We start from the raw sequence: 25410 nt of genomic DNA on the forward strand, positions 1-25410 counted from the left end.
ATTCATTTATTGTTTAGATTTTAATTCAGTTTGAATATCTTCAAGCACAATTGAATTTAATCTATCCATAAATTTTTTGTAATATGCTGATTCATAGTGAGAAAACGACTTTCCGAAAGGGTATCGCTCATCACCAATAAAAGGTGTATTTGTCAGGTCAATAATATTAACATTGGGTAACATATTTTCAAAATAGTTATCAACTTTATCCCAAAAATAATTATTTCTTTCAATTAGTTCCTGATCTCCAAAAAATTTAATTTCACCATTTATATCTCTATATTTATAAGTAAAACGCCCTTTATTTAGAATAATTTTAGATTCAGGTAAAATCTCTGTCACTTTAGCAATAAAATCGTTAAGTGCTTTTTTAAAAACTTCAAAATATTTGCTATTATCATTATGATTAATAATAACTGCATTTTTTAAGTTCTTAAAAAAATGGCTTTTTTCAATTATAAAACTTGCACTAGCATATTGGTGTTCACTGAACTGAATAAGTGATTTTGCAGCATCAGAGTAGTGGTCAATAATTAAGTAATCAGGCTGAGATGCCTTTAGTTTTTCAAAAAAATCTTTTTTGAAATCTGTCTCAACAAAGTTTATATCTTGATCTTTTATATCTTTAAATTCTTCCTGATTAAAGGCGATCGGTTTAGAAACCAAGCTTACTATTGATGAGTGGAACTGAGTATAAACACACTCATAAATCTTCTTATATCCAGGGTTGAAATACTCTCTGGAGTTAAAAGGGTTTCTGCTGAAGCAAGTACCCATCACAGCAATTCGTATCGGTCTAGTCCCTACTGTTTGCCGGTCTGAAATAAAAAGCGAAAGATTAGATTTCCCATTAACAAAAAACTTGGCCTCGGAATTTTTTAAGCACCTTGAATTTGTTTTAAAATAGCTAAATGAATAAGATGTGCCTTTATTTACTTTAACTTCATTTTCTATAATGTTACTTTCTTTGTCTAACCTAATAAAAGCATCCCAAACGTCGTTTCCTTTAAGGTAAGACTTAGACAAAATATTCGATTTTATTATTTTAGATATAAACTGACCTTCATTAAATTCTATTGGAAGAGCTATCTCGTCATAATATTCAACTTCTTTTCCTAGGACTCTTCTTCTTTTTAATACAAAAGACAGATTTGAATGCAAGTTGTAAGCTAAGCTATCTTCTCCCACTTCCATAAAAAACTTCAAATCATCCCCAGTGTTTTCCACTCTAATTAAAGTTGGACTGAAGTTGTTAATTATTGTCTCAAAGGAAAGTTGACTTTTAGGATTTATATTAGCCTTTAAAGTATAAAACTCGTTAATGTTATAATTATTTTCAAGGAGCACTTCTATTAAAGAGCTATCTACATTAACTTTTAAATATATCTCTTTTTGATTCGATAACAACTTATTATCATTATCTTTAGGAATTTCTGCTTTTATAAAAACATCAAGAAGTTCATCATTTATTAACAAATCTTTTGGGATAGAGAAATATAGCATTTCTGATATGTTTTCTTCTTTTGCTATATTTATTTCATTTGAATAGAAATATAGACTAGGTTGATCCCGTTTTAGAAGAGATAACGACAATTGTCTTTTTGATAAACGATCATAGTCTGCCCCAGTACACTCAATTTTCAAATGAAAATGATTTGCATCTTGTTTAAGATTCTTTAAAACGGGTACAAATTCGATAGGCCTTATAAAAAACGCTAAAGATTTGTCTTTAGCAATATAGGGCCTGACTTTAAATATAGAATGTTGATGAGGAACAAAATAGGCATAAGTAGTTTTTTCAGAGCTATTAAATTTCAATGGTATATTTTCTAGTGTGGTTGCCATATAAATTGACCAATAGCTTTCACTTACATTACAAGAAGTAAAAACTTCGTTAAGATTAACGTATAACCATAAAGAGCTTTTATTTATGTCTTCATATTCAAGTTTAATCTGTTCATGAAGCTCCGTATCTCGACTATTTTCCTTTTTTCCGAAGTAAAAATCGTTAGAACCTTCATACCCATTACGATCACAAAGAATCTTCAAACTTCCCCTTTTTTCGTCATATATTACATCTACTATGTTCATGTCATTTCGCCTTTCCGAAATATGCTTTTTTAGTACGTAATATTTTTTTACCGAGGGATTTAAATATATTGACTTCATTTAAAATAATATTAAAATTTTGCCCCTCTAAGCCTATTGAAAATTTTAATATCCAAATAGGAAGTTTTAATTTAAAACCAGCATATTTATAATCTCTAACTTTATTGCCCCATATTTCTATTTTCTCATCAAGTAAGATTTGCTTGGCATATATTTTTTTATGAAGATACTTAAGATAAATTCTGTCTTCTTTTTTCATTTCATAAAGCTCATTAACAAAGTGACCTTGTAAAACTAAATAAATCCCTCTAAATTTAACATCATTGATTGTTACGTTTTTATTTGCTAACTTATCAATACTAGAAGAGAAGGAATATTTTTCTTGTTTATACTTTAACAAAAGTTCTTTATAGTAACTATTCATGTCCTGTTCTACAATATACTTAGATTCTATTTCGCACAAAATATTTTTAAACTCAATAATAAACTGATTAAAATCTTCTGTATCCATTATTTCAATAGCTGAATCTCTATTATTTGGATAAAGGTATAATTTAATATGATAAGCTGTTAGATATTGTACATACGGAAGTATCTCCCCATAGATTTGTTTAGACCATTTAAACAAAACAAAGTATGAATTTTTCAAAAAAGCTGTATAACGTTTTTGTGATAGCCAAGAAGTATCAACTAATGAATTTTTCTCAGTTCTTTTTCTATAAAAATACTTTCCATTTGCTACAACCCCGTAACATGATTCATTTAATATTAGTTTATTCATAAAAAGGGCATCTTCCCAAAAGTCTAAATTTTCGTCGAATGTTGAGCCGTATTTATTTAAAAGAGCTTTTTTAAAAAAGCTCCCACCTATGAAATATTGAGGAGCATCATATTCATTTAAAATGTCAATTACTCTATTCCCTTTAAGAAAACGGTAATTTAACTTGTGTTCGCCTTCTCTGGAGCCAAAATAGTATATTGGTAATACGGCAATATTTACATTACGACCTGTTGTCTCAAAAAAATCCTTTATATGGTGGAGCGCCCCACTTGATAACTTATCATCAGAGTCAAGGAATCCGATATAATCAGATGATTCATTCACTAATCTTAGTCCAATATTTCTCGCAGCAGATGGACCAGCGTTATTTATTCTTTTATAATCAATATTATTAGGAAACTTTTTTTGTAACTCTTCACAAATTTTTTTACTATTATCGGTGCTACCATCATCAACTAAAATCAATTGAATATACTTTTCGAAGTCAAGTGTTTGATTGATGACACTATCTATAGTTTCAAGTAAATACTTTTCTGCATTATATACTGGAATAATTAATGAGAATATACCACTTACCTCCTTCCCGCTCTATAAAATACTTTCAATAACTCTTTTGGCCGCAAAACCATCTTCCATAGAGCAAAATTCCTCGTAAAAATGATTATAGTCTTTTGGTAAAGAGGTATTATTTATAACGTATTTCAACTTTAAAAATAGATCTTCTTTATTTTCTACTATTTCACCTGGAGCATTTTTCTCCAAGTCGAAATAAAAACCTCTCAGTTTATCTCTATAGTTCTCCAAATCATACGTATAGAATAACATCGGCTTTTTAAGATTACCGAAATCAAAAAATACAGACGAATAGTCAGTAATTAAAATGTCACTTATCAAGTATAAATCTCTGATATCTTGATATAACGAAACATCTTTAACAAAATGACTGTATTTTTGTAAATCAAAGTTTTCTCGGACCAAATAATGCATTCTCAATAAAAAAACAGCAGAGTTCTGAAATTCATTTTTTAATTCTTCTAAATCCAGTTGTAAATTAAATTTATATTTACCTACGCCATAAAACTCGTTATCTCTCCATGTAGGTGCATATAAAATGATTTTTTTATTATCGTCAATATTTAATTTTCTTTTAATTTTTTTGATAATCACATCTCTATTTTTTGCATATAATATGTCGTTTCTAGGATAACCAGACTCAATAATTTCTTTTTTAAACTGAAAAGCACTTCTAAAAATCTCTGTAGAGTAAGCATTAGGCGAAATTAGATAATCCCATTTACTAGCCTCTTTTAGAAAGTTTTTTTTATATTGCTCAGTCGTCGTGCCTGGCATATGTACTTCATCCATGTCATTTGCGAGTTTTTTTAGGGGGGTTCCGTGCCAAGTCTGCACATATGTGGTGTTTCTCGGTTTTGGGATCCATAATGGCAAGCGGCTGTTTGTTATCCAGTATTTCGCTGTAGCCATATACCATAGCCATTTTAGAGAGAATCTCCTTAAATAATTTACATCCAAATTCTCAAATAAGTCCTTGTTTCTTTTATCTATACTCCAGAATAATTGGTAATCATATTTATCTTTATTTTCCTCAAGGTATTCAAATATTGCTCTTGGGTTGCAGCTAAATTGCTTTCCCGAATAACTTTCGAAAATTATTAGCCTTTCGTTTCTGGGCAATAGCCCAATTATTCTAAAAACAATTGAGTATACTACGACCAATAGACTTCTATATTTTTTAAAAATCATTGATTTCATTTTAGACTCCTTAAATATAAAACAATTAAATGTTTCTCTCCGTAAACAAGAAAAAAAGAAGCAACTGAACATTACTTCAAGCCTCTTTTAATTAGTACTTCTATAGACTAGCCATGTCTTTTTTGATTTGAGTAGTTGAAATGCCCTCTGTTCTTGGAAGGTATATGACCTCGCAATATTCCTTTAAGAAGTCAAACTTCCCTTTCCAGTCATCACCGATGACAAACGTGTCAATCCCGTACTTTTTGATATCTGAGATTTTTTGTTCCCAGTTTTTTTCTGGAATGACTTCATTTACAAAATCGATTGTTTCTAAAATGAATTTTCGATGTTCATAAGAGTGATGCGATTTTTTTTGTTTTTGCAAATTAAACTCATCTGTAGACAAGCCTACGATTAAGTAATCACCGAGGTCTCTTGCTCGTTCAAGCAGCTTCATATGTCCGTAGTGAAATAAATCAAATGTTCCGTACGTTATCACTTTCTTCATTAGATAACATCACCCTTCCAACCGTTTTCAACTGAGAGTGCCAGAAAAAAACAAAAAACTTAACAAACTGTTTATAATTTCGACATAAATTTTACGTACCATTAATAATGAACAATAATAGCATAAGTTCCTATAAAAGTTAAGGCTCTTTAAAAATGTCAATTGCTAATAATTTTTGGGATAAATATATGTTGATGTATAAAATTTACAGGTCCAATGCTTTATCTCATTTCATTATACCAAGTTTTCGTTCATGGAAAAATTGATTCTTTTGTCATGATTTTTAGTGAAACGATTTGCTTTGTGTTACGTCATTTATTTTGTAAACCCTCCTCACATTAATTCATCGTCAAAACGTGAAGGAATTGTAATGTGAATGTTAAAAGTTCCTAAAGATTTTTGTGGTATGATAGGGTAAGATGTTTTCAGGTAAAGTGATGAATTATGGTCTTTACTTAAACTATACGAATGACACATGTTTTTTATAGACATATAGATGAAAAGGAGGGTTGACATAATGCAAACGAAACCCATTAATCAATTAGATTTTGTAGACGGTGAACTAAATTCATTTGTATCCCATTTGGAAACTTCATATTTGGATCAGGCCAAAGGAGCGTTTATTGTTACGGCAAATCCCGAAATTGGATTTGAAGCGATGCAGAATCCGCGGTATGAAACAGTTCTTTCGTCTGCTGATTTTATTTTGCCGGATGGCATTGGTGTTGTTATGGTCTCCAAGTTGATCGGAAAGCCACTTCAATCCAGAATAGCCGGCTATGATTTGTTTACGTCCTTGTTGGATAAGGCTCATCAAAAGAAAAAGCGTGTTTTCTTTTACGGTGCAGCCAAACATGTTATTGAGCAAACAATCGAACGAATCCGCCGTGATTATCCTGGAGTTGAAATTGCGGGCTACTCTGACGGCTATGTCAAGGATCAAAGTGAAGTGGCAGACAAGATTGCTGCTGCAAAGCCGGATATGGTGTTTGTCGCGTTAGGTTACCCTGTTCAGGAGTTCTTTATCCATAAATACCGGCATTTATTCCCTCAAGCTGTAGCAGTAGGGCTCGGGGGCAGCTTTGATGTGTTTAGCGGCAATGTAAAAAGAGCGCCGTCGTTTTTTATCCGTTTTCACCTTGAATGGATGTACAGGCTGATCACCAATCCATCGCGCTGGAGAAGAATGCTTAGCATTCCTAAATATGTTACAGCCGTGCTGAAGCATGAACGAGCCTCAGCCAAGCCGCAATATACAGGGCAGATTAAAGATCAATCACGCCATTTGTAAACGGTCTTTAAAGGAGCTATGTTTTTAATGAAATATAAGAATCATTCGCTGTATCTGCGGACAATCTCTGACAGCAGATTAGAGCTGATGGCAGGATGAAACTTCAATCGATGTTTGCGTTTTTTTATTCTTTGGCCATAAAAGTCATTGGCGCTTCACTCTTTTGGATAAAACCGGGGAATCAAATGACACTGCTTGTCTCTTTTCCTGATAATGCCCGTGCCCTATTAAAGGAATATCAGGAGGGACATTATTCATTTCACATTAATGTGCTGCTTACCCAGCACGCCAAATCACTGGCAGATGAATTCCCGGCACTCCCTGTCTCAGTTATTAATGAAAAACATCCGCTTCATCTATGTAAAGCGGTCTTTTCTATGCTGAGCAGTAAAGCCGTGGTTGTTGATAATTATTTTGTTTTAACAATTGTTTTGGCCAGCCGGCCGGATATTGAGTGCATACAAGTCTGGCATGCGAACGGAGCGTTTAAGCGCTTTGGATTAAAGGATATCAATACTCAGAATCGTTCCCGGTCTGACGTGAGACGCTTTCGTAAGGTATATGCTTCATATGACCGGATTGTCGTCGGTTCTGAACACATGGCTGACATATTTAAGGAATTTTTCGATATCACAGAGGATAAATTTCTTAGATTTGGCGTGCCATTAACTGATGCTTACTATGAGGCCGGCAAAAACGGTCATGAACTTAAATGCAAACACCATCTGCCGGCAGGGAAAAAAATCATTCTGTATGCCCCGACTTTCAGGGATCATCAGTTTGAAAGCTTTTCGCTGCCGTTTTCAGAAAAACAGCTGGCATATGATTTAAAAGGAGAATTTTTGCTTGCGGTAAAATTGCATCCTGTTATGAAACAATCTGCAGATTTACCTGTCAATAATGAGTGGATAAAAGATGTATCAGATCTCCCTCTTGCAGACCTATTAAAAATGAGCGATCTGTTAATATCGGATTACTCTTCAGTTCCTTTTGAATTTGCTCTGTTGGACAAACCCATTCTGTTTTATGCGTATGATATGGATGCTTACGACAAAACACGCGGCTTGATTAGAAATTATGCAGAGGTGATACCTGGGGTGCCTTGCAGTAATTCAGAAATGCTCCTAGAACAGATAAAAGATATAAACAATCTTCAATCTGAAGTGGAGCGTTTTTCCCGTGAATGGAATTTGTACTCTAAAGGGAATGCCAGCAAGCAGCTTTTAAGCTATATAAACAAGAAATCATTCTGATCTTTATATATAATAGAGATCGTTATTGCAAATAATATGAAAACCCTTTATAAAACATTATGAGTTGTGGTAAGGAAGGAGTCATTTTATGATTTATGCTGAGATTCTAGCCGGTGGAAAAGGTTCCCGCATGGGAAATGTCAATATGCCAAAACAGTTTTTGCCGTTAAATAAACGCCCTATTATTATTCATACGGTTGAAAAATTTTTATTAAATGACCGTTTCGATAAGATTTTGATCGTTTCACCTAAAGAGTGGATTAACCATACAAAAGACATTTTAAAAAAATTCATTGGAAACGATGAGCGCCTGGTCGTGGTGGAAGGCGGAAGCGACCGCAATGAATCAATTATGAGCGGCATCCGTTATATTGAAAAAGAATTTGGCATTCAAGATGATGACGTGATTATTACGCATGATTCTGTGCGCCCGTTTTTGACTCATCGCATTATCGAGGAAAACATTGATGCTGTTCTTCAATATGGCGCTGTCGATACAGTCATATCAGCTATTGACACAATTATCGCTTCAGAAGACCAAGAGTTTATCTCTGATATCCCTGTACGCGATAATATGTATCAGGGACAAACACCGCAAAGCTTCCGCATCAGCAAATTAGTCGAGCTTTATAATCAGCTGTCAGATGATCAAAAAGCCGTCCTGACTGACGCTTGTAAGATCTGTTCGTTAGCAGGTGAAAAAGTGAAGCTGGTTCGCGGTGAAGTCTTTAATATTAAAGTAACGACACCATATGACTTAAAAGTGGCAAATGCCATTTTACAGGAGCGAATTTCACAATGATTAATCAAACGTATCGTTTAGTTTCTGCCCGACAGTTTGAAGTGACGTATAAAGATAAAGTTGTCCATTCAGACAAGGTTGTTGTCCGGCCAACACATTTATCCATCTGCGCTGCCGACCAGCGATATTACACTGGTTCCCGCGGCAAAGAAGCTATGGATAAAAAACTGCCGATGGCCCTGATCCATGAAGGAATCGGAAAAGTGATGTTTGATCCGACCGGCACTTTTAAAGTCGGAACACGGGTTGTCATGGTTCCGAATACACCGGTTGAAGAGCATGAAGTGATTGCGGAAAATTATCTGCGATCCAGCAGATTCCGTTCCAGCGGCTATGACGGTTTCATGCAGGATTACATGTTTATGGCCCCGGATCGGCTCGTTGAACTTCCGGACAGCATTGACCCGCATGTAGCTGCTTTTACCGAGCTAATCACCATTGCAGTTCACGCGCTTTCCCGATTTGAACGAATGGCGCATAATAAGCGTGACACATTCGGTGTCTGGGGGGACGGAAACCTCGGATTTATCATGACGCTTCTTTTGAAGAAGAAGTACCCGGACAGCAAGGTATTTATTTTCGGAAAAACGCCTTATAAACTTGAACACTTCTCTTTTGTTGACGCGGCTTATCAAATTAACGACATTCCTGAGGATGTAAGAATCGATCATGCCTTTGAATGTGTAGGCGGACGCGGCAGTGAAAGTGCTATTGAACAGATCATCACCCATGTCCATCCTGAGGCATGTGTAGCGCTCTTAGGCGTATCTGAATACCCAGTTGAAATCGAAACCAGAATGGTGCTTGAAAAAGGGATTACGCTGATCGGCAGCAGCCGCAGCGGACGCGAGGATTTTGCCCGTACTGTAGACTTTTTAGCTCAATACCCAGAAGTGGTTGATTATTTAGAAACATTAGTCGGCGGACGCTTCCCGGTACGCAGTATTGAGGAAATTACACACGCGTTTGAAGCAGATTTGACTTCATCTTGGGGAAAAACTGTTATTGAATGGGATATTTAAACAGTGAAAACATTCCTTACACGAATTATAAAAGGAGTATTCGGCACTGCTTATAAACTATTGAGCGCTTTATTACCAGTACAGCATAACAAAGTTGTCATAGCTTCCTATCGTGAGGATCATTTAAGTGATAATTTTAAAGCAGTCTATGAAAAGCTGAAGCAAGATCCGTCTCTTCGCATTACCCTGCTTTTTCGTAAGATGGATAAAGGGTTGATCGGACGAGCTTCGTATTTGCTTCATCTTTTCAGCTCTTTATATCATCTTGCCACATGCCGTGTGCTGTTATTGGATGATTATTATTTTCCTTTGTACGTTGTGCCCAAACGAAAGGAAACAGTCGCCATCCAGCTTTGGCATGCTTGCGGTGCGTTTAAAAAGTTTGGCTACAGCATTGTGAACAAGCCGTTTGGGCCTTCTTCCGATTACTTGAAGATCGTTCCTGTGCATTCTAACTATGACTATGCAATTGTCAGCGCACCCGCTGCTGTTCCGCATTTTGCTGAAGCTTTTCAAATGGAGCAAGAGCAGATTTTGCCGCTTGGTATACCTAGAACGGATTATTTTTATGATCAAGAACATATTCGCACTGTTCAAGATGAGTTTGATCGGGCTTATCCTGAACTAAAGCATAAGAAAAAGCTTTTGTATGCTCCTACCTTTCGAGGCAGCGGACATCATCAAGAGGGTTACGCTACCCCGCTTGATCTGCTACAATTAAAATCAGCGCTAAACCATAAAGATTATGTCGTCATGCTCCATCTTCATCCGTATATGCGCCAGCACGCGCGTCCGGAAGAGGATGATTTTGTGCTGGATTTATCCGATTCGTACTCTTTGTATGATTTGATGGCAATCTCTGATGGACTGATAACCGATTATTCTTCAGTCATTTTCGAATACAGCCTGCTGAAGCGTCCGATGTATTTTTACTGCCCGGATTTAGAAGACTATTTAGAAGAACGTGATTTCTACTATCCATTTGAATCATTTGTGCCTGGGCCGATTTCTAGGGACGCTACATCGCTTGTTCGAGACATCGAGAATGTGCACGAAGCTGATACGAAGCGGATTGAAGCTTTTTCACAGAAGTTTATTACCCATCAAGACGGCAAATCTTCAGAGCGGGTAGCCGATTTTATTTCATCATTTTTAACATCTGGTGCCGATTAGGAGAAAGTGAGGTACAAAGTGAAGCTTGCCAGAAAGATTAAGAACAGACTTTTCAGATCAAGAAAAAACGTGAAAAAAGAAAATACAGCTCTGATTGTTCATCCAACAGATAACAGAGTTTTTTCTCTTTTTGATAAAACGAAGCGTGTCGAAGAAAATCAGCAAGTGCCTGTCAGAAAAATTTCTGAGTTTTCTTGGAATGGGTCGATCCTTAAGATTGCGGGTTATATGTATATTAAGGGTCTGCCTCTGCAAAAAGAGGATCAGGTTCGCAAACGTTTATTATTGGTGAACAACGGTGTTTTATTCACAGCTGTTTCGTTGCGCGATTGTCCTGTAGAACAGTTATCCATCAATACTGCAAATGTGCCTGAAGCCTATAAATGGGCAGGATTTTCACAGCAAATTAACTTTTCTAAATTGATGAATGACAAGCCTCTTCCCCAAGGCGAGTATAAGCTCTTTCTTGAAATCGAGGCAGTCGATGACCAAAATATCAAACACCAGGAAGTGCATACGGTCGGAAATGTCAGCAGTTTCCTCTCTAATGATGTGTATGCGACAAAGATGGAATTTCATTCAGCTAAAAAGCTGATGAAGTTCAATTTGATTGTCAACTATGATGAGAGCGAAAAGACGATTAATTTGTCTTGCAACAAGCTTCAGGAAATTGATCCAAGCCTGTTAGAGCTCGATACGGGGAAAGAAGCAAACCGCTTTTTACGCAAGCTGAATACGAGCTTGTTCCATTTTGCTTATGATGTGTTCCGCCTGCTTCCAATTAAGCCGAACAAGATCGTATTTGCTTCTGACAGCCGTCTTGATTTGACAGGCAACTTTGAATTTGTTTACGAGGAACTGCTGAAGCGGGAAGAAAACTTTGATTTTAAATTTTTCTTAAAGAGCAGCATACGTGACAGAAAAAGCCTGTCTGAACTCATGTCAATGGCTTATCATTTTGCGACTAGCAAAATCATTTTCATTGATGATTTTTATCCAATTATTTATCCGTTGAAAATTCGGAAAAAGGCCGAACTTGTCCAGCTGTGGCATGCTGTCGGCGCATTTAAAACGTTTGGCTACAGCCGAATCGGACTGCCGGGAGGACCGTCGCCGCATTCGAAAAACCACAGAAACTACACGAAGGTTATCGTCAGCTCTGAAAATATACGGAAGCACTATGCAGAGGGCTTTGGCGTGGACATTGAGAACGTGATTGCTACCGGTGTTCCGCGAACTGACTTCTTCTTTGATGAAGCGAAAAAAGCATTTGTGAAGGAACGTCTTTATACGGAATATCCGTTCCTTAAAGATAAGAAGGTTATCCTCTTTGCGCCTACTTTCCGCGGAAATGGGCAGCAATCGGCTCATTATCCTTTTGAGGTGCTTGATTTTGACCGTCTGTATCATGAGTTAAAGGATGAATATATCTTCTTATTTAAAATACATCCATTTGTGCGGAACGACGCCAATATCCCTTATCAGTATAGCGATTTCTTTTATGATTTCTCTTCTTTCAGAGAAATCAACGAGCTATTGCTTGTGACGGATGTACTGATTACGGATTATTCATCAGTATGCTTTGAATATGCTTTATTAAATAAACCGATGATCTTCTTCAGCTACGATGTTGATGATTATATTCGGAAACGTGATTTCTATTACGATTACTTTGACTTTATTCCGGGTCCGCTTGCAAAAACGTCTGATCAAATGATTTCTATTATTAAAGAAGAAAAGTATAACTTCGATCAAATTGATTCATTTGTACATTATTTCTTTGATGATCTGGATGGTAAAGCAAGTGAACGTGTCATTGATCAAATTGTTTTTCCTCAGGAAGAGGAACCCTTAGAGGATAAAGTTCTTAAAAGATAATGAAAAAAACACCTTTTGCTGCGGCAAAAGGTGTTTTTTTATTTATAGATACTCCGGAACATCATAATACAGCGTGTATCCATCCAGCAATGAATACAGGCTGTACATGCGGTTTACTTGTTTGTATGCCCAGCCGATGTCTGTTGCATATTGGTGCGCAGCTGTGGCTGACCATCTCATCTTGTATAGCGTATCTTGATTGTAGGCTGTGTTATGAATGTAGGATGTGCCTATGAATTTGGCGCCCCCGATAATGGCGGCTTCTGGAGTGAACCAGCCTTGCTCGTATGCGTATTTGGCGCCGTAGTAGTTCGGGTTGCTATCGTATGCGCCGATTCCGTACATGTTATAAACGGTTTTTCCGTTATAGGTTAAACCATTGGCCAAATCGGATGTTCCGTTGCCTGTTTCAAGGAGAGCGTGTGAGATTAAATATAGCTCGTTGATGCTGTACTTATTTGCGGCATCGATAAATGCCTTTGCTTTCCCTGTCAGGATGCCTTTGCCCGCAAGCACTTTCTGATTGACTTCGGCAACGCTGAGGCCGGCTGTCTGTGACAGCTTAAGAAATTGGAAGTAGTATTTGCTGTCCATGGAAAAGTTGTTTGGGTCAACGTATTGTCCTACTTCATCACTGCTAGCATTTCTCCACCCCATATTGATTTTAGCCCAGCCGTTTGTCTGGCCGATGATTCTCACTTTATCACCTTTTCTTAATTGGCCAATGACGTTCGTCGGACTGACTGCCGGTGTTGACCGGATGTTGAGTACATCAGCTGTGACCGTTGAGGTTGCAGTATTGATATATGTGAGTGATACGTAAGCTGCACCGTCGGTTTGCGGGCTGACTTTCATTTGTTTTTGAACCATATCACGAAGCGATAGATTATAATTCGTTTTCATGATTTGCGGACCATTTTTGATTTTTACAGTGGATGATGTCCATCCATATAATTGCTTCAGCTTCGCTGATGCCGCTAAGGCTGCACTATTGCCTGTGAATTGCTCATTAAGGCTAATTTTATAAAGCGTGTTGCTTTTGGTTGTGTAGTTCGCGCTTAACTGTTGAGCTTTAAAATAGTTCAGTCCATTGTTCAATGCTGTTTTGCTGCTAAGCTGAGATGTCAGGATTTTGTATTGTGTATATGCTGTCGCGCCTGTTTTCGCGGCCGTGCCAGAGGCGTTATTTTTTTTGAGAAAAGCAAGTACATGATCGATGTCCTCTTTGTTGATGATCGCCTCAGTGGTGATTTGATATTTACTTCCTGTTGTTTGACCCGTTTTTTTGCTTGCGGCTGAAATCTGATTCGATTTAAAAAACGTTATGGCTTCATTGACTTTTGCCGCTTCCAGCAGAGATTCAGTTGTAATTTTAAATGTGTTAGCAATTTGTTTTTTTACTGTTTTGGCTGTAGCACTCAGCTTATTTTTCTTTAAAACGTTCAAACCTTTCGTAACTTTTGCTTGGTCAGTTGTTTCTTCAGAAATGAGCTGATATTGGTTTTCGGTTGTTTTTCCAGTCGCTTTTTTCGTTGCCTTTACTTTTTTCTGTGTAAAGAAGGCCGCAGCTTTGTTGGCCTGCTGCTCACCTAATATCTGTGCAGTCGTAATTTGATAGGCAGATGACGTTGTCGTTTTTTTCACGGCAGATGATGTGTAATGCCATTTTTTCTTTTTGAAGAATGCATGGACCTTTTGTAGCTGCTGCTTCGTCAAATTTTTCATGTTTACAGTATATGATGTGCTTTTGCCAACCTTTTGATAATATCCGGACACCCCAGTGTTTTTCTTGATTTGGCTGACGGCGTCCTTCACTGTATTCAGCCCTTTGAAATAAGCCGATTGGACATTGTATACGTCTGCTGTTGTTTTTTGATTGATTGACTTGTAGCTTCCCGTAATTCCGGTGCTTTGTTTCAGCTGCTGTAACAAAGTCTTTGCATTTGCTTCGCCTGATATAGGGGCTGTTGTAAACGTGTAATAGGCTTGGCCTTTCACTGTTTCTTTTAACGATGCCTTCAGTCCCGATTCTTTTTGGAATGCATTTTTAACTTGCGCAGCCTTGCTGTCTCCGATCATAGCGCCAGATTGAATGCTTGTCACAGATACTTCATGTGTGACAGGCTGGTACGTGCTTTTTATCCCCGTTTTCTTTGACAGGCCTTGGATAAGCTCCTTGACCTTTTTCTCATCCGCTATTTCCGAGGTAACCACGTTCATGTAAAACTGGGCTGTGCCGGACATCTTCACAGCGCCGGCGACACCTGTTTCCTGCTTAAGCTTGGCCAGCAGAATGTTTGCCTGTTTTTCACTTGATATTGCGCCGGACGTGATGGTCATATACGGCTGTTTGCTGCCGACTGGACTGGATGTGCCTGTAATGGCTGTCTGCTTTGTCAGTCCGCTCAGCAAAGTTTTAGCTTCTGCTTCGCTATGTATGCCTGTAGCGGTAATCTGATAAGTTGCTGTTGTGCCTGAAGCCTGATAGGATGCATCCCAGCCTGTGTCTTTTTCGAGTTTGGCGGCAGCCTGAGAGGCTTGGATTTCTGTACTGAATGTTTTTGCCGGCTCCACCTTATAAATCGAGTAGTCCGTATACGCTGCAGCCTGTGCTGAGCCGGTTATGGTAAAAAAGGCAAGGGACGCGGCGGACAGAAGCATCGGTGCGATTAATCTCTTTTTCATTCCTTCTCCTCTTTCTTATTCAATGAGTATATAAAACTAGTTTATTTATCGGCACACGTATGCTCTATTTATAGGTCAATCCATTCCATTTTTGAAAAATAAAAAAACTTAATCTCAAAGTGAGATTAAGTTTACATGTGAGACACAATCAGTGTGCATGTGCCTTTAATTGTGAAGTCGGACATATTGTAAGGCAAAATAAAATGATCGCCCTTTTGAAACGGGCATGTTTCTTTTCCATAGGTAAGCGAACCGCTTCCTTCTATTACACTGCATATCAAGAAGCTCTCATCCTGCGAAAGCTCAGCCTCCCCATTAATGTCCCATTTATAGACGGAAAAGTATTCCCCTTGGACAAACGTTTTAATTGTTATTCCTTTTCTTGTTTCGGTTGATTCGTCTATATATCCGTCCACATGGGGAACGGTCGCCGCGTTAATGGCTTTTGCAAAATGAAGCTCCCTTGGCTTGCCGCTTGTTTCGAGACGGTCATAGTCGTAGAACCGATATGTGGCATCTGAATTTTGCTGGGTCTCTAACACAAGTGTCCCTTTACATAAAGCGTGTATCGTACCGCTCGGCACATAATAGAAATCACCTGGCTTAATCTTGATTCTTCGCAGCAGGCCTTCCCAGTCGCCGCTGTTAATCATTGTGACAAGCTCAGTTTTTGAGCGGGCCGTATGTCCGTAAATGATTTCTGCGTTTTCTTTGCAGTCAATAATATACCAGCACTCCGTCTTGCCGAGTTCTCCCTGTTCGTTCTCTCCAGCGTAATAATCATCGGGATGAACTTTAATTGACATATCTTCTTTTACGTCCAGCAGCTTCGTCAGTAACGGGAATCGGTCTCCCTCCACGCCTCCGAACAATTCCCGGTGCTCATCCCAAAGCTCGGTCAATGTCTTTCCTTTATACGGGCCATTCGCAACAGTGCTCGGTCCTTTTGGATGAGCGGAAATGGCCCAGCACTCCCCTGTTGTTTTGGATGGAATGTCATACCCGAAGACATCGCGTAAAGCGGTGCCGCCCCAAATCTTTTCTTTAAACACTGGCTTGAAAAAAATCGGTGATTGCGTCATGATCCGTACCCCTCCCCTTTAAATGGCTGATCATTATTTTCCCGGTGCGTGCCCCTTACAAACGCCCGTATGTCTGTCTGCTTTTCAATGACAACATATGTACAAAGCATGATGTATCCATGACCCCTTGAGAAAACGCTTCCTTTTTATTATATCACTTTGAAAAGAAGGTTTGTTTCAGCCTTTTCCTTATGAAGAATAATTCTCCTTTTTTGATACAAATTAAGAAAAACCGTCAATATGTTTTATAAAGGGGAGAAACTATGCAAATCGACTCTGATCTCCAGCGTAATGTAGAAACATTGAAAAAAAAATTGGGGCAAAACGACGATATCATGTTTTATACGTTTTCTTTCGGAGACAGCAGACAGAAGGCTTGCCTGCTGTATATTGACGGTTTGACAGAAAATAAGCTTCTGGCGCAATACGTCATTTCTCCTTTACAAAAAGAATCGTTAGCTCAAAAAGATGGCTTAATTGAGGATTTATCCGCTTTCTTTTTCGGCTATCATCACAGCGTTGTTTCTACAATAAAAGAAATACAGCAGCTGATTTTTTCCGGACATACCATTTTGCTGGCTGATGGTTACAGTGCGGGGCTGGCATTTGACACAAAAACATTAAAGTCGCGCAACCTTGAAGAGCCTTCCTCTGAAATCGTGGAGCGCGGGCCGAAAATAGGCTTTATTGAAAAACTGCGGACAAACACGGCGCTTTTGCGAGAGCGGACGAGTGACCCAAATCTCGTTATAAAAGAAATGACAATAGGCAAAAGGACGAAAAAAAAGATAGCTGTCGCTTATATTCAGGATATTGCCCCTGATTATGTCGTAAAAGAAGTGTTTAAACGGCTGAAATCCATCACGACAGATGATTTGCCGGAGTCAGGCACACTTGAACAGCTCATTGAAGATGAACCCTTTTCAATCTTTCCCACGATTTTAAGCACAGAACGTCCTGATCGTGTAGAAAGCTCATTGTTAGAAGGACGGGTCTCTATATTAGTGGACGGTACACCATTTGCATTGATTGTACCGGCAACGGTGGATGAATTTATTCATTCACCGGATGATTACAGCCAGCGCTGGATTACAATGTCTCTTATTCGATTGCTTCGTTATTCAAGCATTCTGATTACCATTTATTTGCCCGGCTTATATATTTCTCTCGTTTCCTTCCACACCGGCCTTTTGCCGACGAGAATGGCTATTTCGATTGCAGGCAGCAGGCTGAATGTACCCTTTCCGCCTTTTGTCGAAGCTTTTATTATGATATTTACGATAGAACTGATCAGGGAAGCCGGTTTAAGACTGCCAAAACCGATCGGACAGACGATTGGGCTTATTGGAGGCGTTGTCATTGGACAGGCAGCCGTACAGGCGCAAATCGTCAGCGCACTGATGGTCATAGTTGTATCAATTACCGCATTGGCATCCTTTACTGTGCCTTCATACGCCTATAACTTTCCGCTGCGGATTATTCGCATTGCGGGTATGATAAGTGCCGCGATGCTTGGCATGTATGGCGTCATCATGGTCTTTCTGTTTGTGATCGGCCACTTGATGCGACTGAAAAGCTTTGGCCAAGATTACATTATTCCCATAATGGCACAGCCCGGACAAGATTTAAAGGACACTGTGATTCGCGTCCCTACCCTATTTTTAAAAAGAAGGCCGACCCGCAAAGACACAAAAGATAAAATCAGACAAAGGTGATGGCTATGATGCAATCAGAGGACAAGCTTACATTTATGCAGACGCTTATTATGGTAAGCAGTACAATGATCGGTGCCGGCGTCTTAACCCTTCCCCGCTCAGCAGCTGAAACCGAGAGTCCTAGCGGCTGGATTATGATCCTGCTGCAGGGCGTTATTTTTATTATTTTTGCACTGCTTTTTTTGCCTTTTCTTCAACGAAACAGCGGAAAAACAATTTTTGAGCTCAACAGTATTGCTGCCGGAAAATTTATCGGTTTCTTTTTGAATGTATTTATTACCCTTTATTTTATCGGTATCGTATGCTTTCAAGCCCGGGTCTTGGGAGAGGTTGTCGCATTCTTTCTATTAAAAAACACGCCGATGGCGGTTGTCGTCATTATTTTTCTGGCGGTTGCCATCTATCATGTGGCCGGAGGTGTTTACCCCATTGCGAAGGTATATGCGTATATCTTTCCTATCACTATTATTATTTTTCTGATGCTTCTGATGTTTAGCTTTCGTTTGTTTCAGTTAGATTTTATCCGGCCCGTTTTTGAAGGCGGTTATCAAAGCTTTTTCTCTTTATTTCCTAAAACCCTTTTATATTTTTCAGGATTTGAAGTCATTTTTTACCTCATTCCCTTTATGAAAGATCCGAAGAAGGTTAAAAAAGCTGTCGCTTTGGGCATTGCAACCTCAACTGTTTTCTACAGCGTTACTTTGTTTATTGTCATTGGCTGTATGAGTGTGGCTGAGGCTAAAACAGTGACGTGGCCGACCATTTCACTCATCCATGCATTAGAAATCCCAGGGATTTTTATTGAACGATTTGACCTGTTTTTACAGTTGACTTGGACAGCGCAGCAATTCGCCTGTATGCTCGGTTCCTTTAAAGGCGCGCATATCGGATTAACAGATGTTTTTCATCTAAAAAATAAAAACAATCCGTGGCTGCTTGCTGCATTGCTGGCTGTTACATTTTTCTTCACAATGTTTCCTGACGATCTGAATGCCGTGTTTTATTACGGTTCACTTCTCGGATATGCATTTTTAGGTGTTATTTTCATACCCTTTCTCATTTGGTTTTTGAGCTGGGTACAGAAGAAGCTGGGGAGGGGTCAGCTACAATGAAGACAACGATGAAGCTTGCAGCAATGGTTCTGATGCTGCAGCTACTCTACGGATGCTGGGATGTCAAAAATATTGAAAAACTGTCTTTCGCCAGGGGACTTGCTATCGATGAAACTGATGACCATCAGTATAAATTAACCTATCAAAACCTTCTTCCCCAAAGTGAAGACAGCCAATCATCAGGAAAACCGGAATTTGTCAATGTGACATCCCACGGGAAAACCATTCTCGAAGCGGTCAGTGATGTTTCCATCAAGGACCCTCCTATCTATAGTGACCATTTAAAAGTGATTCTTTTGGGAGAAAAGCTACTGAAAAATCAAAATATAGATCAAGTGTTCAACCATTTTATCCGGGACGATGAGCTGAGGCGAAGCAGCTATTTGATGGCAGCTAGAGGGAAAGCGGGAGAAATTTTCACGAAAGGAAGTCCAAAGCAGCAGCTGACGATGCCTTCCGAGAAGCTGATTGATCTGACAAATAACAGCGGATATAACGGGAAAATTATGATGCCGCTTCGGATCGGGAGAGCTTCTATCTATTGCCAAAATGGCCACAGTTTTCTCATTCAAGCCGTAAAAAACCAAAAGGGAAAAGCAAAGTATGACGGGGCTGGCATTATTAAAAGCGGCAGCAATACACTCGTCGGATTTCTTTCAGCGGATGAAACACAAACACTGACATGGGTAATGGGGACAATCCAAGGCGGCGTCATGCCGGCGGAAGAAAAAGGACGTCCGATTACATTTGAGATTAAAAAGTCCAAATCAAAAATCAAACCTGCCATTCAGAATGGAAAGCCTGTCTTTCATATTTCTGTCAAAACAACAGGCATTCTGACAGAAGATCAAAGTTCAAGGGAAAACTCTTTTAGCGAGAGCTATTTGCGCAAACTGGAAAACATTTTTGAGAAACAGCTGAAACACGATATCAAGCAGATTATGGATCAGCTGCAGCATACGTATAAAGCAGACCCTATCTTTTTATCTGACTATATTCGGATTGAATACCCGGATTACTGGAATAAAGTAAAAGGGCATTGGGATGAAACGTTCACTGAGGCGGAGTTCACATACGATATTTCTTTCAAAATCATTAATTTTGGAACAGTTGGGAGGTAAGCAGCAAAAAGGGTGCGCCTGTTGGCAGCACCCTTTTGAATATGATTTACGTTTCCACTGTCTGCTGTTTACCTGCCGATTCTCTCTGGCCGCCGTTTTTATCGCGCAAATCTTGCTCGATTTCTTCAAGGCTTCTTCCTTTCGTCTCTGTCACCTTAAACCGGACAAATAGAAACGCCATAATGCCAATCGTAGCATAAATCAGGAATAAATAGCTGATACCGATCGCTTCCATTAAAATTGGATAGGTTAATGAAACAATCAAAGTTCCAACGTGCAGCATCAAGGTGGATACCCCAGTCCCGATACCTCTCACATGAAGCGGGAATAGCTCAGGAAGCATCACCCAGACAACCGGGCCCCAGCTGACGGCAAATACAACGATAAACACGCCTAAGCAAATGACTGTCGTCCATGATGCGGCCGGAGTGTTATCGAAAAAGAGATTCACCATAGCCAGGATGATCAAGCTGATTACCATGCCGGCATTCCCGAATAACAGCAGCGGTTTTCTGCCGACTTTATCAATGATTTTAATGGCGAGAAGAGTCATCAGAACATTCACTGTTCCGATTCCGACCGTTCCTAAAATAGAGGCGGAGTTTCCGAACCCAACATTTGTAAAGGTCTTCGGCGCATAATAAATGATTGTGTTCGTACCGATAAATTGCTGCAGAAACGCCAGTCCCAGGCCGGCAATCAGAGCGGGACGCACCCATGGATCGAACAGCTCCTTCAGACCGCCTTCGTCCTCTTTTTCCGCTTCTTGAATATCATGAATTTCCTTATCAATATCCTTTGTGCCACGCAATTTTTCGAGAACCTTTTTCGCTTTATTCTCTTCGCCATTCGTAAACAGCCAGCGCGGGCTCTCCGGCATAAACAAAATACCAATCAGCAATAGCAATGATGGCACGGCAGCAAGTCCAAGCATCCAGCGCCACGCTTCCGCATCGGCAAATATGTAATTGACGATATAGGAAAGCAGGATGCCGACCGTAATCATCAGCTGGTTGAGGGACGATAACGCACCCCGTTTCTCTTTTGGCGCAAGTTCAGACAAATACAGCGGCACGATCGTTGTCGATGTTCCGACTGCCAGTCCCAGAAGGATTCTAAACAGCACCATCACTCCTGTATTTGGTGCAAGCGCAACACCCAAGCCGCCTATACAGAACAGCAGCGCGGCAGCCATAATCGCTTTTCTTCTGCCAAAGCGGTCCGTCAGCCTGCCAGCCGCTCCGGAACCGAGTATCGCTCCGATTAATAAGGAGCTGACAACAAGTCCCTCTGTAAAGGCATTGAGGCCTAAATCCTTTTTCATAAATAGAATGGCTCCCGAAATGACGCCGGTATCATAGCCGTATAAAGCGCCACCAAGAGCGCCGAAAAAATAAAGCCATATATTTGACTGCTTCTTCATAGAATGACTCCCTTTCTCCTATCAGTGATCCATTGGTACTGTCCACGGAGTTTTTTAGAAATCTATTAGCCTATTTTTCTGACAAGTAAACCTATGCAGACGTACAAACATCACATATCCATTAATTTACTGGCGTTTTTTTCAACTTTACCGAAACATTTTTTTCCCCAGCGGCGTCCAATATAAGGTGATTCAGCACATTATCATTCATCTTAAAAAACAAAAACATATAAATATAGGAATTTTTATCGAATATTGTCTTATCAGGAGTTGCCGTATGGCAAAATGAATGGTACGCTTCAACTATTAATGAAACGAGAGGTATGGATATGGAAGAACGATCACAGCGTAAGAAGAAAAAGAGACGTCTGAGAAAATGGGTGAAATTATTAGCCGGTGTAATGGCTTTTTTTATTATTGCCGCAGGCTCTGTCGGCACATACGCCTATGTAAAATTGAACAATGCTTCTAAAGAGGCTCACGTCAGTCTTGCCCGCGGAGAACAATCGGTAAAACGGATTAAAGAATTTGATCCCGGCAAGGATTCCTTCTCTGTACTGCTCTTAGGAATTGATGCCAGAGAGGAAAACGGCGAGAGTGTCGATCAGGCAAGAAGTGACGCGAATGTGCTGGTTACCTTTAACCGCAAAGAAAAAACAGCCAAAATGCTGAGCATTCCGCGCGACGCCTATGTGAATATTCCAGGCCACGGCTATGATAAGTTTACGCATGCTCACGCCTATGGCGGCGTAGATCTAAGTGTGAAAACAGTAGAAGAAATGCTTGATATTCCCGTTGATTATGTAGTCGAAAGCAACTTCACAGCGTTTGAAGACGTGGTAAATGAGCTGAATGGCGTCACCGTTAATGTGAAAAGCGATAAAGTCATCCAGCAAATCAAAAAGGATACAAAAGGAAAAGTAGTCCTTCAAAAAGGCACACACACGCTTGATGGGGAAGAAGCGCTGGCTTACGTAAGAACACGTAAAGCCGACAGTGATCTTTTACGCGGACAAAGACAAATGGAAGTGCTGAAAGCCATTATCGATAAATCAAAATCACTTAGCTCCATTCCGGCTTATGATGATATTGTGGATACAATGGGAGAAAATTTAAAAATGAATCTTTCTCTTAAAGATGCCATCGGCTTATTCCCGTTTATCACTTCATTGAAGTCGGTTGAGTCCATCCAGCTGACAGGCTATGACTATAAGCCTGGCGGTGTCTACTATTTCAGGTTGAATCAGGAAAATCTGCAGGAAGTGAAAGAAGAGCTGCAAAACGATTTAGGTGTATAATGAACGGGATGGCGATGAGCCATCCCGTTTTACATATTTCATTGTTGAAAAATAGGATCGTAAGGTTTAGCCTTGACCTATACGATTTATGTTTCGTATGAAAGCTGAACATACTACACGAAGCAGTTTCATTTTTAAGGAGGTTTCCCCTACATATGAAATTAATAGCGATTGATTTAGACGGTACATTACTGAATAAAGAAAGCATTATTTCTGAGGAAAACAGAGCGGCTATCAAGCGGGCGCTTGATGCAGGCATCCTCGTTACCATTTGCACAGGGAGAGCAACGTTTGATGTTAAAGCGCTGCTGGAAGACTTGGATATCCCTATCATCGCGGCAAATGGCGGAACGGTTCATGACAAAGGCTACCGCCTGATCAGCCGGACATTAATGGATCAAGAGGCCGGCAAAGCGATTGCTGATTACCTGCTCTCAAAAAATATTTACTTTGAAGTATACACTGACGACCATCTGCTTTCTCCTTTTGACGGCGAATCTAAGCTTCAAGCAGAGCTTGATATTTTAAAGAGCGCAAACCCAAATGAAAACACGGATGAATTGTGGCAAGGGGCCATGACTCAGTTCAAGCAGTTTGGCATCAAACCAATCCCGCATATCGAATCGATTTTTGACGGCAGCGAAAACATTTACAAGCTCCTTTGCTTCTCTTTTGATATGGAAAAACTGAGACATGCAAAGGAAGAACTGAAGCATCATAAAAAACTGGCGCAAACCTCTTCCGGAAAGCACATTATCGAAATTCTCCCAGCCTCTTCCGGCAAAGGGCGCGCGTTGACTGAGCTTGCCGGCAAATACGGAATTGAGACGCAAGATATCTATGCGATTGGTGACAGCCCGAATGATTTATCCATGTTTGAAGTGGCAGGACACCGAATTGCCATGGAAAATGCGATTGATGAACTGAAAGAAAAAAGCACTTACGTGACGAAAAGCAATGATGAAAATGGCGTGGCCTATTTTATAGACCAGCTTCTATCCGGCCAATATGCATAAAAAAAAGACTCCAGAGAAACTGGAGCCTTTTTTTATTGCACCCGAATACCTCCCGCGTATTTATCTTTCCAATACGTGCTCGTATTCATATTCGTAATGGTTACACCATTTGTTAATGTGACATGAACGACTTGCCCATTTCCGATATAGATGGCCGGGTTTAAGCTTGTTGATTGGAAAAAGACAATGTCGCCAGGTTTCAGATCAGCCTTATCAACCTTTGTTCCCGCTTTATATTGGCCAGTCGCGTATCGGGGCAGTGAAATGCCCGCCGCTTTCTGGTAAACATATTGGACAAAGCCAGCAGTATCAAATCCTGTTTCCGGAGAAACCCCGCCCTTTTTGTAAGGAACTTCCCCGATATAAAGCGTCGCCTTCGACACAATCGGATTCTCTTTCGGAATCGTCAGGTTGTTAAAGCGGCGAATGCCTGTCATCTTAGATTTCCAATAATCCTCTGATAAGTAGGAAATGGTTACTTTTTCTGACCTGCTCGCCTGAATAAATCTTCCTCCGCCAGCATAAATCCCGGCATGTGAGATTCCTTTTTTGTACGTGTTGCTGAAATAGACGACATCGCCGGGCTTTATGTTCTGTGGCGCCACCTTCTCGCCCACTGCCCACTGCTGCTCTGCTGATCTCGGCAGATATATGCCAAGCGCCTGTTTAAAGACATATTGCACAAGCCCTGAGCAATCAAAGCCCTCTGACGGTGTGCTTCCGCCAAAGACGTACGGAATGCCGAGGTATTTTTCGGCCTCCTGCACAACAGAGACATCAGCAGTTGCCGGATCGGCGGCAATTCGTTTCGCCCCAATGTAAGAGCCGCTCCAATAGCTGCTTTTTTCGTAATTTGTGACAATAACACCTTTTGATAGCGTGCTGTGAATCATTTGCCCGTCTCCAATGTAAAGAGCGGCGTGTGTCGGTGCAGTCCCGCTGCTTCCCGCTTTTTTGAAAAATAAAATATCACCTGGCTTTAGATCTGCCGGTTTTACTGCTGCCCCCACTTTTGACTGGTCGTTCACCGATCTCGGCAGATGAATATCAGCCTGACCGAAAACATATTGAATCAATCCAGACGAATCGAAGCCTTCTTTCGGTGTTTCACCGCCGTATTTATACTTATACCCAAGCCATTTCTTTGCTTCACTGATGACCAGATCAAATTTTGTATCAGCCTCCGCAATATCCGCTTTTGTCATAATAGGAACCAAAAAACAAATCATAACGGCCACAAGCAAAAACTTCTTCCAGTTTGCCAGTGTGTTCACTTTTATTATCTCCTCCTCTATTTGCAGTTTTAACATCGGTATTTTTCTAGATATGTTAAGAGACTTTTTCATATTTTCACAGAATGAATATGCTGGCTTTTGAAATGGCAAA

19 protein-coding genes are annotated in these 25410 nt (G+C 39.8%); 11 read left to right on the plus strand and 8 right to left on the minus strand.

Annotation, left to right across the window (positions count from 1 at the left end):
* Positions 1-6: 6 nt before the first annotated feature.
* From LJF29_RS16660 to tagD, 4 genes are all read right to left on the minus strand, one after another.
* Positions 7-2091: a DUF6270 domain-containing protein gene (locus tag LJF29_RS16660; RefSeq protein WP_229149752.1), complete on the minus strand. Its 2085-nt coding sequence runs from the start codon at positions 2089-2091 to the stop codon at positions 7-9.
* A 1-nt stretch (position 2092) separates the two neighbouring features.
* The gene (locus tag LJF29_RS16665) at positions 2093-3457 is read right to left on the minus strand and encodes a glycosyltransferase family 2 protein (RefSeq protein WP_229149861.1); all 1365 of its coding nucleotides are present in this window, start codon (positions 3455-3457) and stop codon (positions 2093-2095) included.
* Positions 3458-3478: 21 nt separating this feature from the next.
* Positions 3479-4663: a CDP-glycerol glycerophosphotransferase family protein gene (locus tag LJF29_RS16670; RefSeq protein WP_168748886.1), complete on the minus strand. Its 1185-nt coding sequence runs from the start codon at positions 4661-4663 to the stop codon at positions 3479-3481.
* 100 nt (positions 4664-4763) lie between these two features.
* The gene (gene tagD, locus LJF29_RS16675) at positions 4764-5153 is read right to left on the minus strand and encodes a glycerol-3-phosphate cytidylyltransferase (protein ID WP_168748887.1); all 390 of its coding nucleotides are present in this window, start codon (positions 5151-5153) and stop codon (positions 4764-4766) included.
* 517 nt (positions 5154-5670) lie between these two features.
* Between tagD and LJF29_RS16680 the strand changes: the two genes are divergently transcribed.
* The 6 genes from LJF29_RS16680 to LJF29_RS16705 all read left to right on the plus strand — a co-directional run bounded on the left by LJF29_RS16680 (position 5671) and on the right by LJF29_RS16705 (position 12572).
* Entirely contained in the window at positions 5671-6444 is a 774-nt protein-coding gene (locus LJF29_RS16680; protein WP_168748888.1) for a WecB/TagA/CpsF family glycosyltransferase, read from the plus strand.
* A 95-nt stretch (positions 6445-6539) separates the two neighbouring features.
* Positions 6540-7697 (plus strand): CDP-glycerol glycerophosphotransferase family protein, encoded by a 1158-nt coding sequence (locus tag LJF29_RS16685; protein WP_229149753.1) that lies wholly within the window; start codon positions 6540-6542, stop codon positions 7695-7697.
* 88 nt (positions 7698-7785) lie between these two features.
* Positions 7786-8499, plus strand: a complete 714-nt coding sequence (locus tag LJF29_RS16690) for a 2-C-methyl-D-erythritol 4-phosphate cytidylyltransferase (protein WP_168748890.1) — start codon at positions 7786-7788, stop codon at positions 8497-8499.
* The gene (locus tag LJF29_RS16695; protein ID WP_229149755.1) at positions 8496-9521 is read left to right on the plus strand and encodes a ribitol-5-phosphate dehydrogenase; all 1026 of its coding nucleotides are present in this window, start codon (positions 8496-8498) and stop codon (positions 9519-9521) included. Before LJF29_RS16690 ends, LJF29_RS16695 begins: the two co-directional genes overlap by 4 nt.
* Positions 9522-9524: 3 nt before the next feature.
* Positions 9525-10694, plus strand: a complete 1170-nt coding sequence (locus tag LJF29_RS16700) for a CDP-glycerol glycerophosphotransferase family protein (protein WP_229149756.1) — start codon at positions 9525-9527, stop codon at positions 10692-10694.
* Positions 10695-10712: 18 nt separating this feature from the next.
* Positions 10713-12572 carry a CDP-glycerol glycerophosphotransferase family protein gene (locus LJF29_RS16705; protein WP_168748893.1) on the plus strand — a complete coding sequence of 620 codons (1860 nt, stop codon included), beginning with the start codon at positions 10713-10715 and terminating at the stop codon, positions 12570-12572.
* A gap of 42 nt (positions 12573-12614) precedes the next feature.
* Here the strand turns inward: LJF29_RS16705 and LJF29_RS16710 are convergent, their stop codons facing one another.
* Both LJF29_RS16710 and manA read right to left on the minus strand, forming a co-directional pair.
* Complete coding sequence (locus LJF29_RS16710; protein WP_229149758.1) at positions 12615-15257, minus strand: N-acetylglucosaminidase; 2643 nt, start codon at positions 15255-15257, stop codon at positions 12615-12617.
* A gap of 131 nt (positions 15258-15388) precedes the next feature.
* Positions 15389-16339, minus strand: a complete 951-nt coding sequence (gene manA / locus LJF29_RS16715) for a mannose-6-phosphate isomerase, class I (protein WP_229149760.1) — start codon at positions 16337-16339, stop codon at positions 15389-15391.
* Between the two features lie 263 nt (positions 16340-16602).
* On the opposite strand from manA, the gene LJF29_RS16720 reads away from it, so the two are divergent.
* Genes LJF29_RS16720 through LJF29_RS16730 form a run of 3 tightly spaced genes read left to right on the plus strand, consistent with a single transcriptional unit; the run spans position 16603 to position 20287 of the window.
* Positions 16603-18054, plus strand: a complete 1452-nt coding sequence (locus LJF29_RS16720; RefSeq protein ID WP_229149761.1) for a spore germination protein — start codon at positions 16603-16605, stop codon at positions 18052-18054.
* Positions 18055-18059: 5 nt separating this feature from the next.
* On the plus strand, positions 18060-19166 hold the full coding sequence (locus LJF29_RS16725; protein WP_229149763.1) for a spore germination protein: 1107 nt from the start codon (positions 18060-18062) through the stop codon (positions 19164-19166).
* The gene (locus LJF29_RS16730; RefSeq protein ID WP_229149764.1) at positions 19163-20287 is read left to right on the plus strand and encodes a Ger(x)C family spore germination protein; all 1125 of its coding nucleotides are present in this window, start codon (positions 19163-19165) and stop codon (positions 20285-20287) included. The genes LJF29_RS16725 and LJF29_RS16730 overlap by 4 nt, the downstream gene beginning before the upstream one ends.
* A 46-nt stretch (positions 20288-20333) precedes the next feature.
* Here LJF29_RS16730 and LJF29_RS16735 read toward each other — a convergent pair whose 3' ends face one another.
* Positions 20334-21710, minus strand: a complete 1377-nt coding sequence (locus LJF29_RS16735; RefSeq protein WP_229149765.1) for a sugar porter family MFS transporter — start codon at positions 21708-21710, stop codon at positions 20334-20336.
* A 329-nt stretch (positions 21711-22039) separates the two neighbouring features.
* On the opposite strand from LJF29_RS16735, the gene LJF29_RS16740 reads away from it, so the two are divergent.
* Together LJF29_RS16740 and LJF29_RS16745 are read left to right on the plus strand one after the other, a co-directional pair.
* On the plus strand, positions 22040-23008 hold the full coding sequence (locus LJF29_RS16740; RefSeq protein ID WP_229149766.1) for an LCP family protein: 969 nt from the start codon (positions 22040-22042) through the stop codon (positions 23006-23008).
* 155 nt (positions 23009-23163) lie between these two features.
* Positions 23164-24024 carry a Cof-type HAD-IIB family hydrolase gene (locus LJF29_RS16745; protein WP_010332112.1) on the plus strand — a complete coding sequence of 287 codons (861 nt, stop codon included), beginning with the start codon at positions 23164-23166 and terminating at the stop codon, positions 24022-24024.
* Positions 24025-24056: 32 nt separating this feature from the next.
* On the opposite strand, the gene LJF29_RS16750 is transcribed toward LJF29_RS16745, so the two are convergent.
* The gene (locus tag LJF29_RS16750) at positions 24057-25298 is read right to left on the minus strand and encodes a C40 family peptidase (protein WP_229149767.1); all 1242 of its coding nucleotides are present in this window, start codon (positions 25296-25298) and stop codon (positions 24057-24059) included.
* Between the last annotated feature and the right edge of the window lie 112 nt (positions 25299-25410).

The sequence above is a fragment of the Bacillus sp. LBG-1-113 genome (genome assembly GCF_020708615.1).
GTDB classification, from domain to species: Bacteria; Bacillota; Bacilli; order Bacillales; family Bacillaceae; genus Bacillus; species Bacillus mojavensis.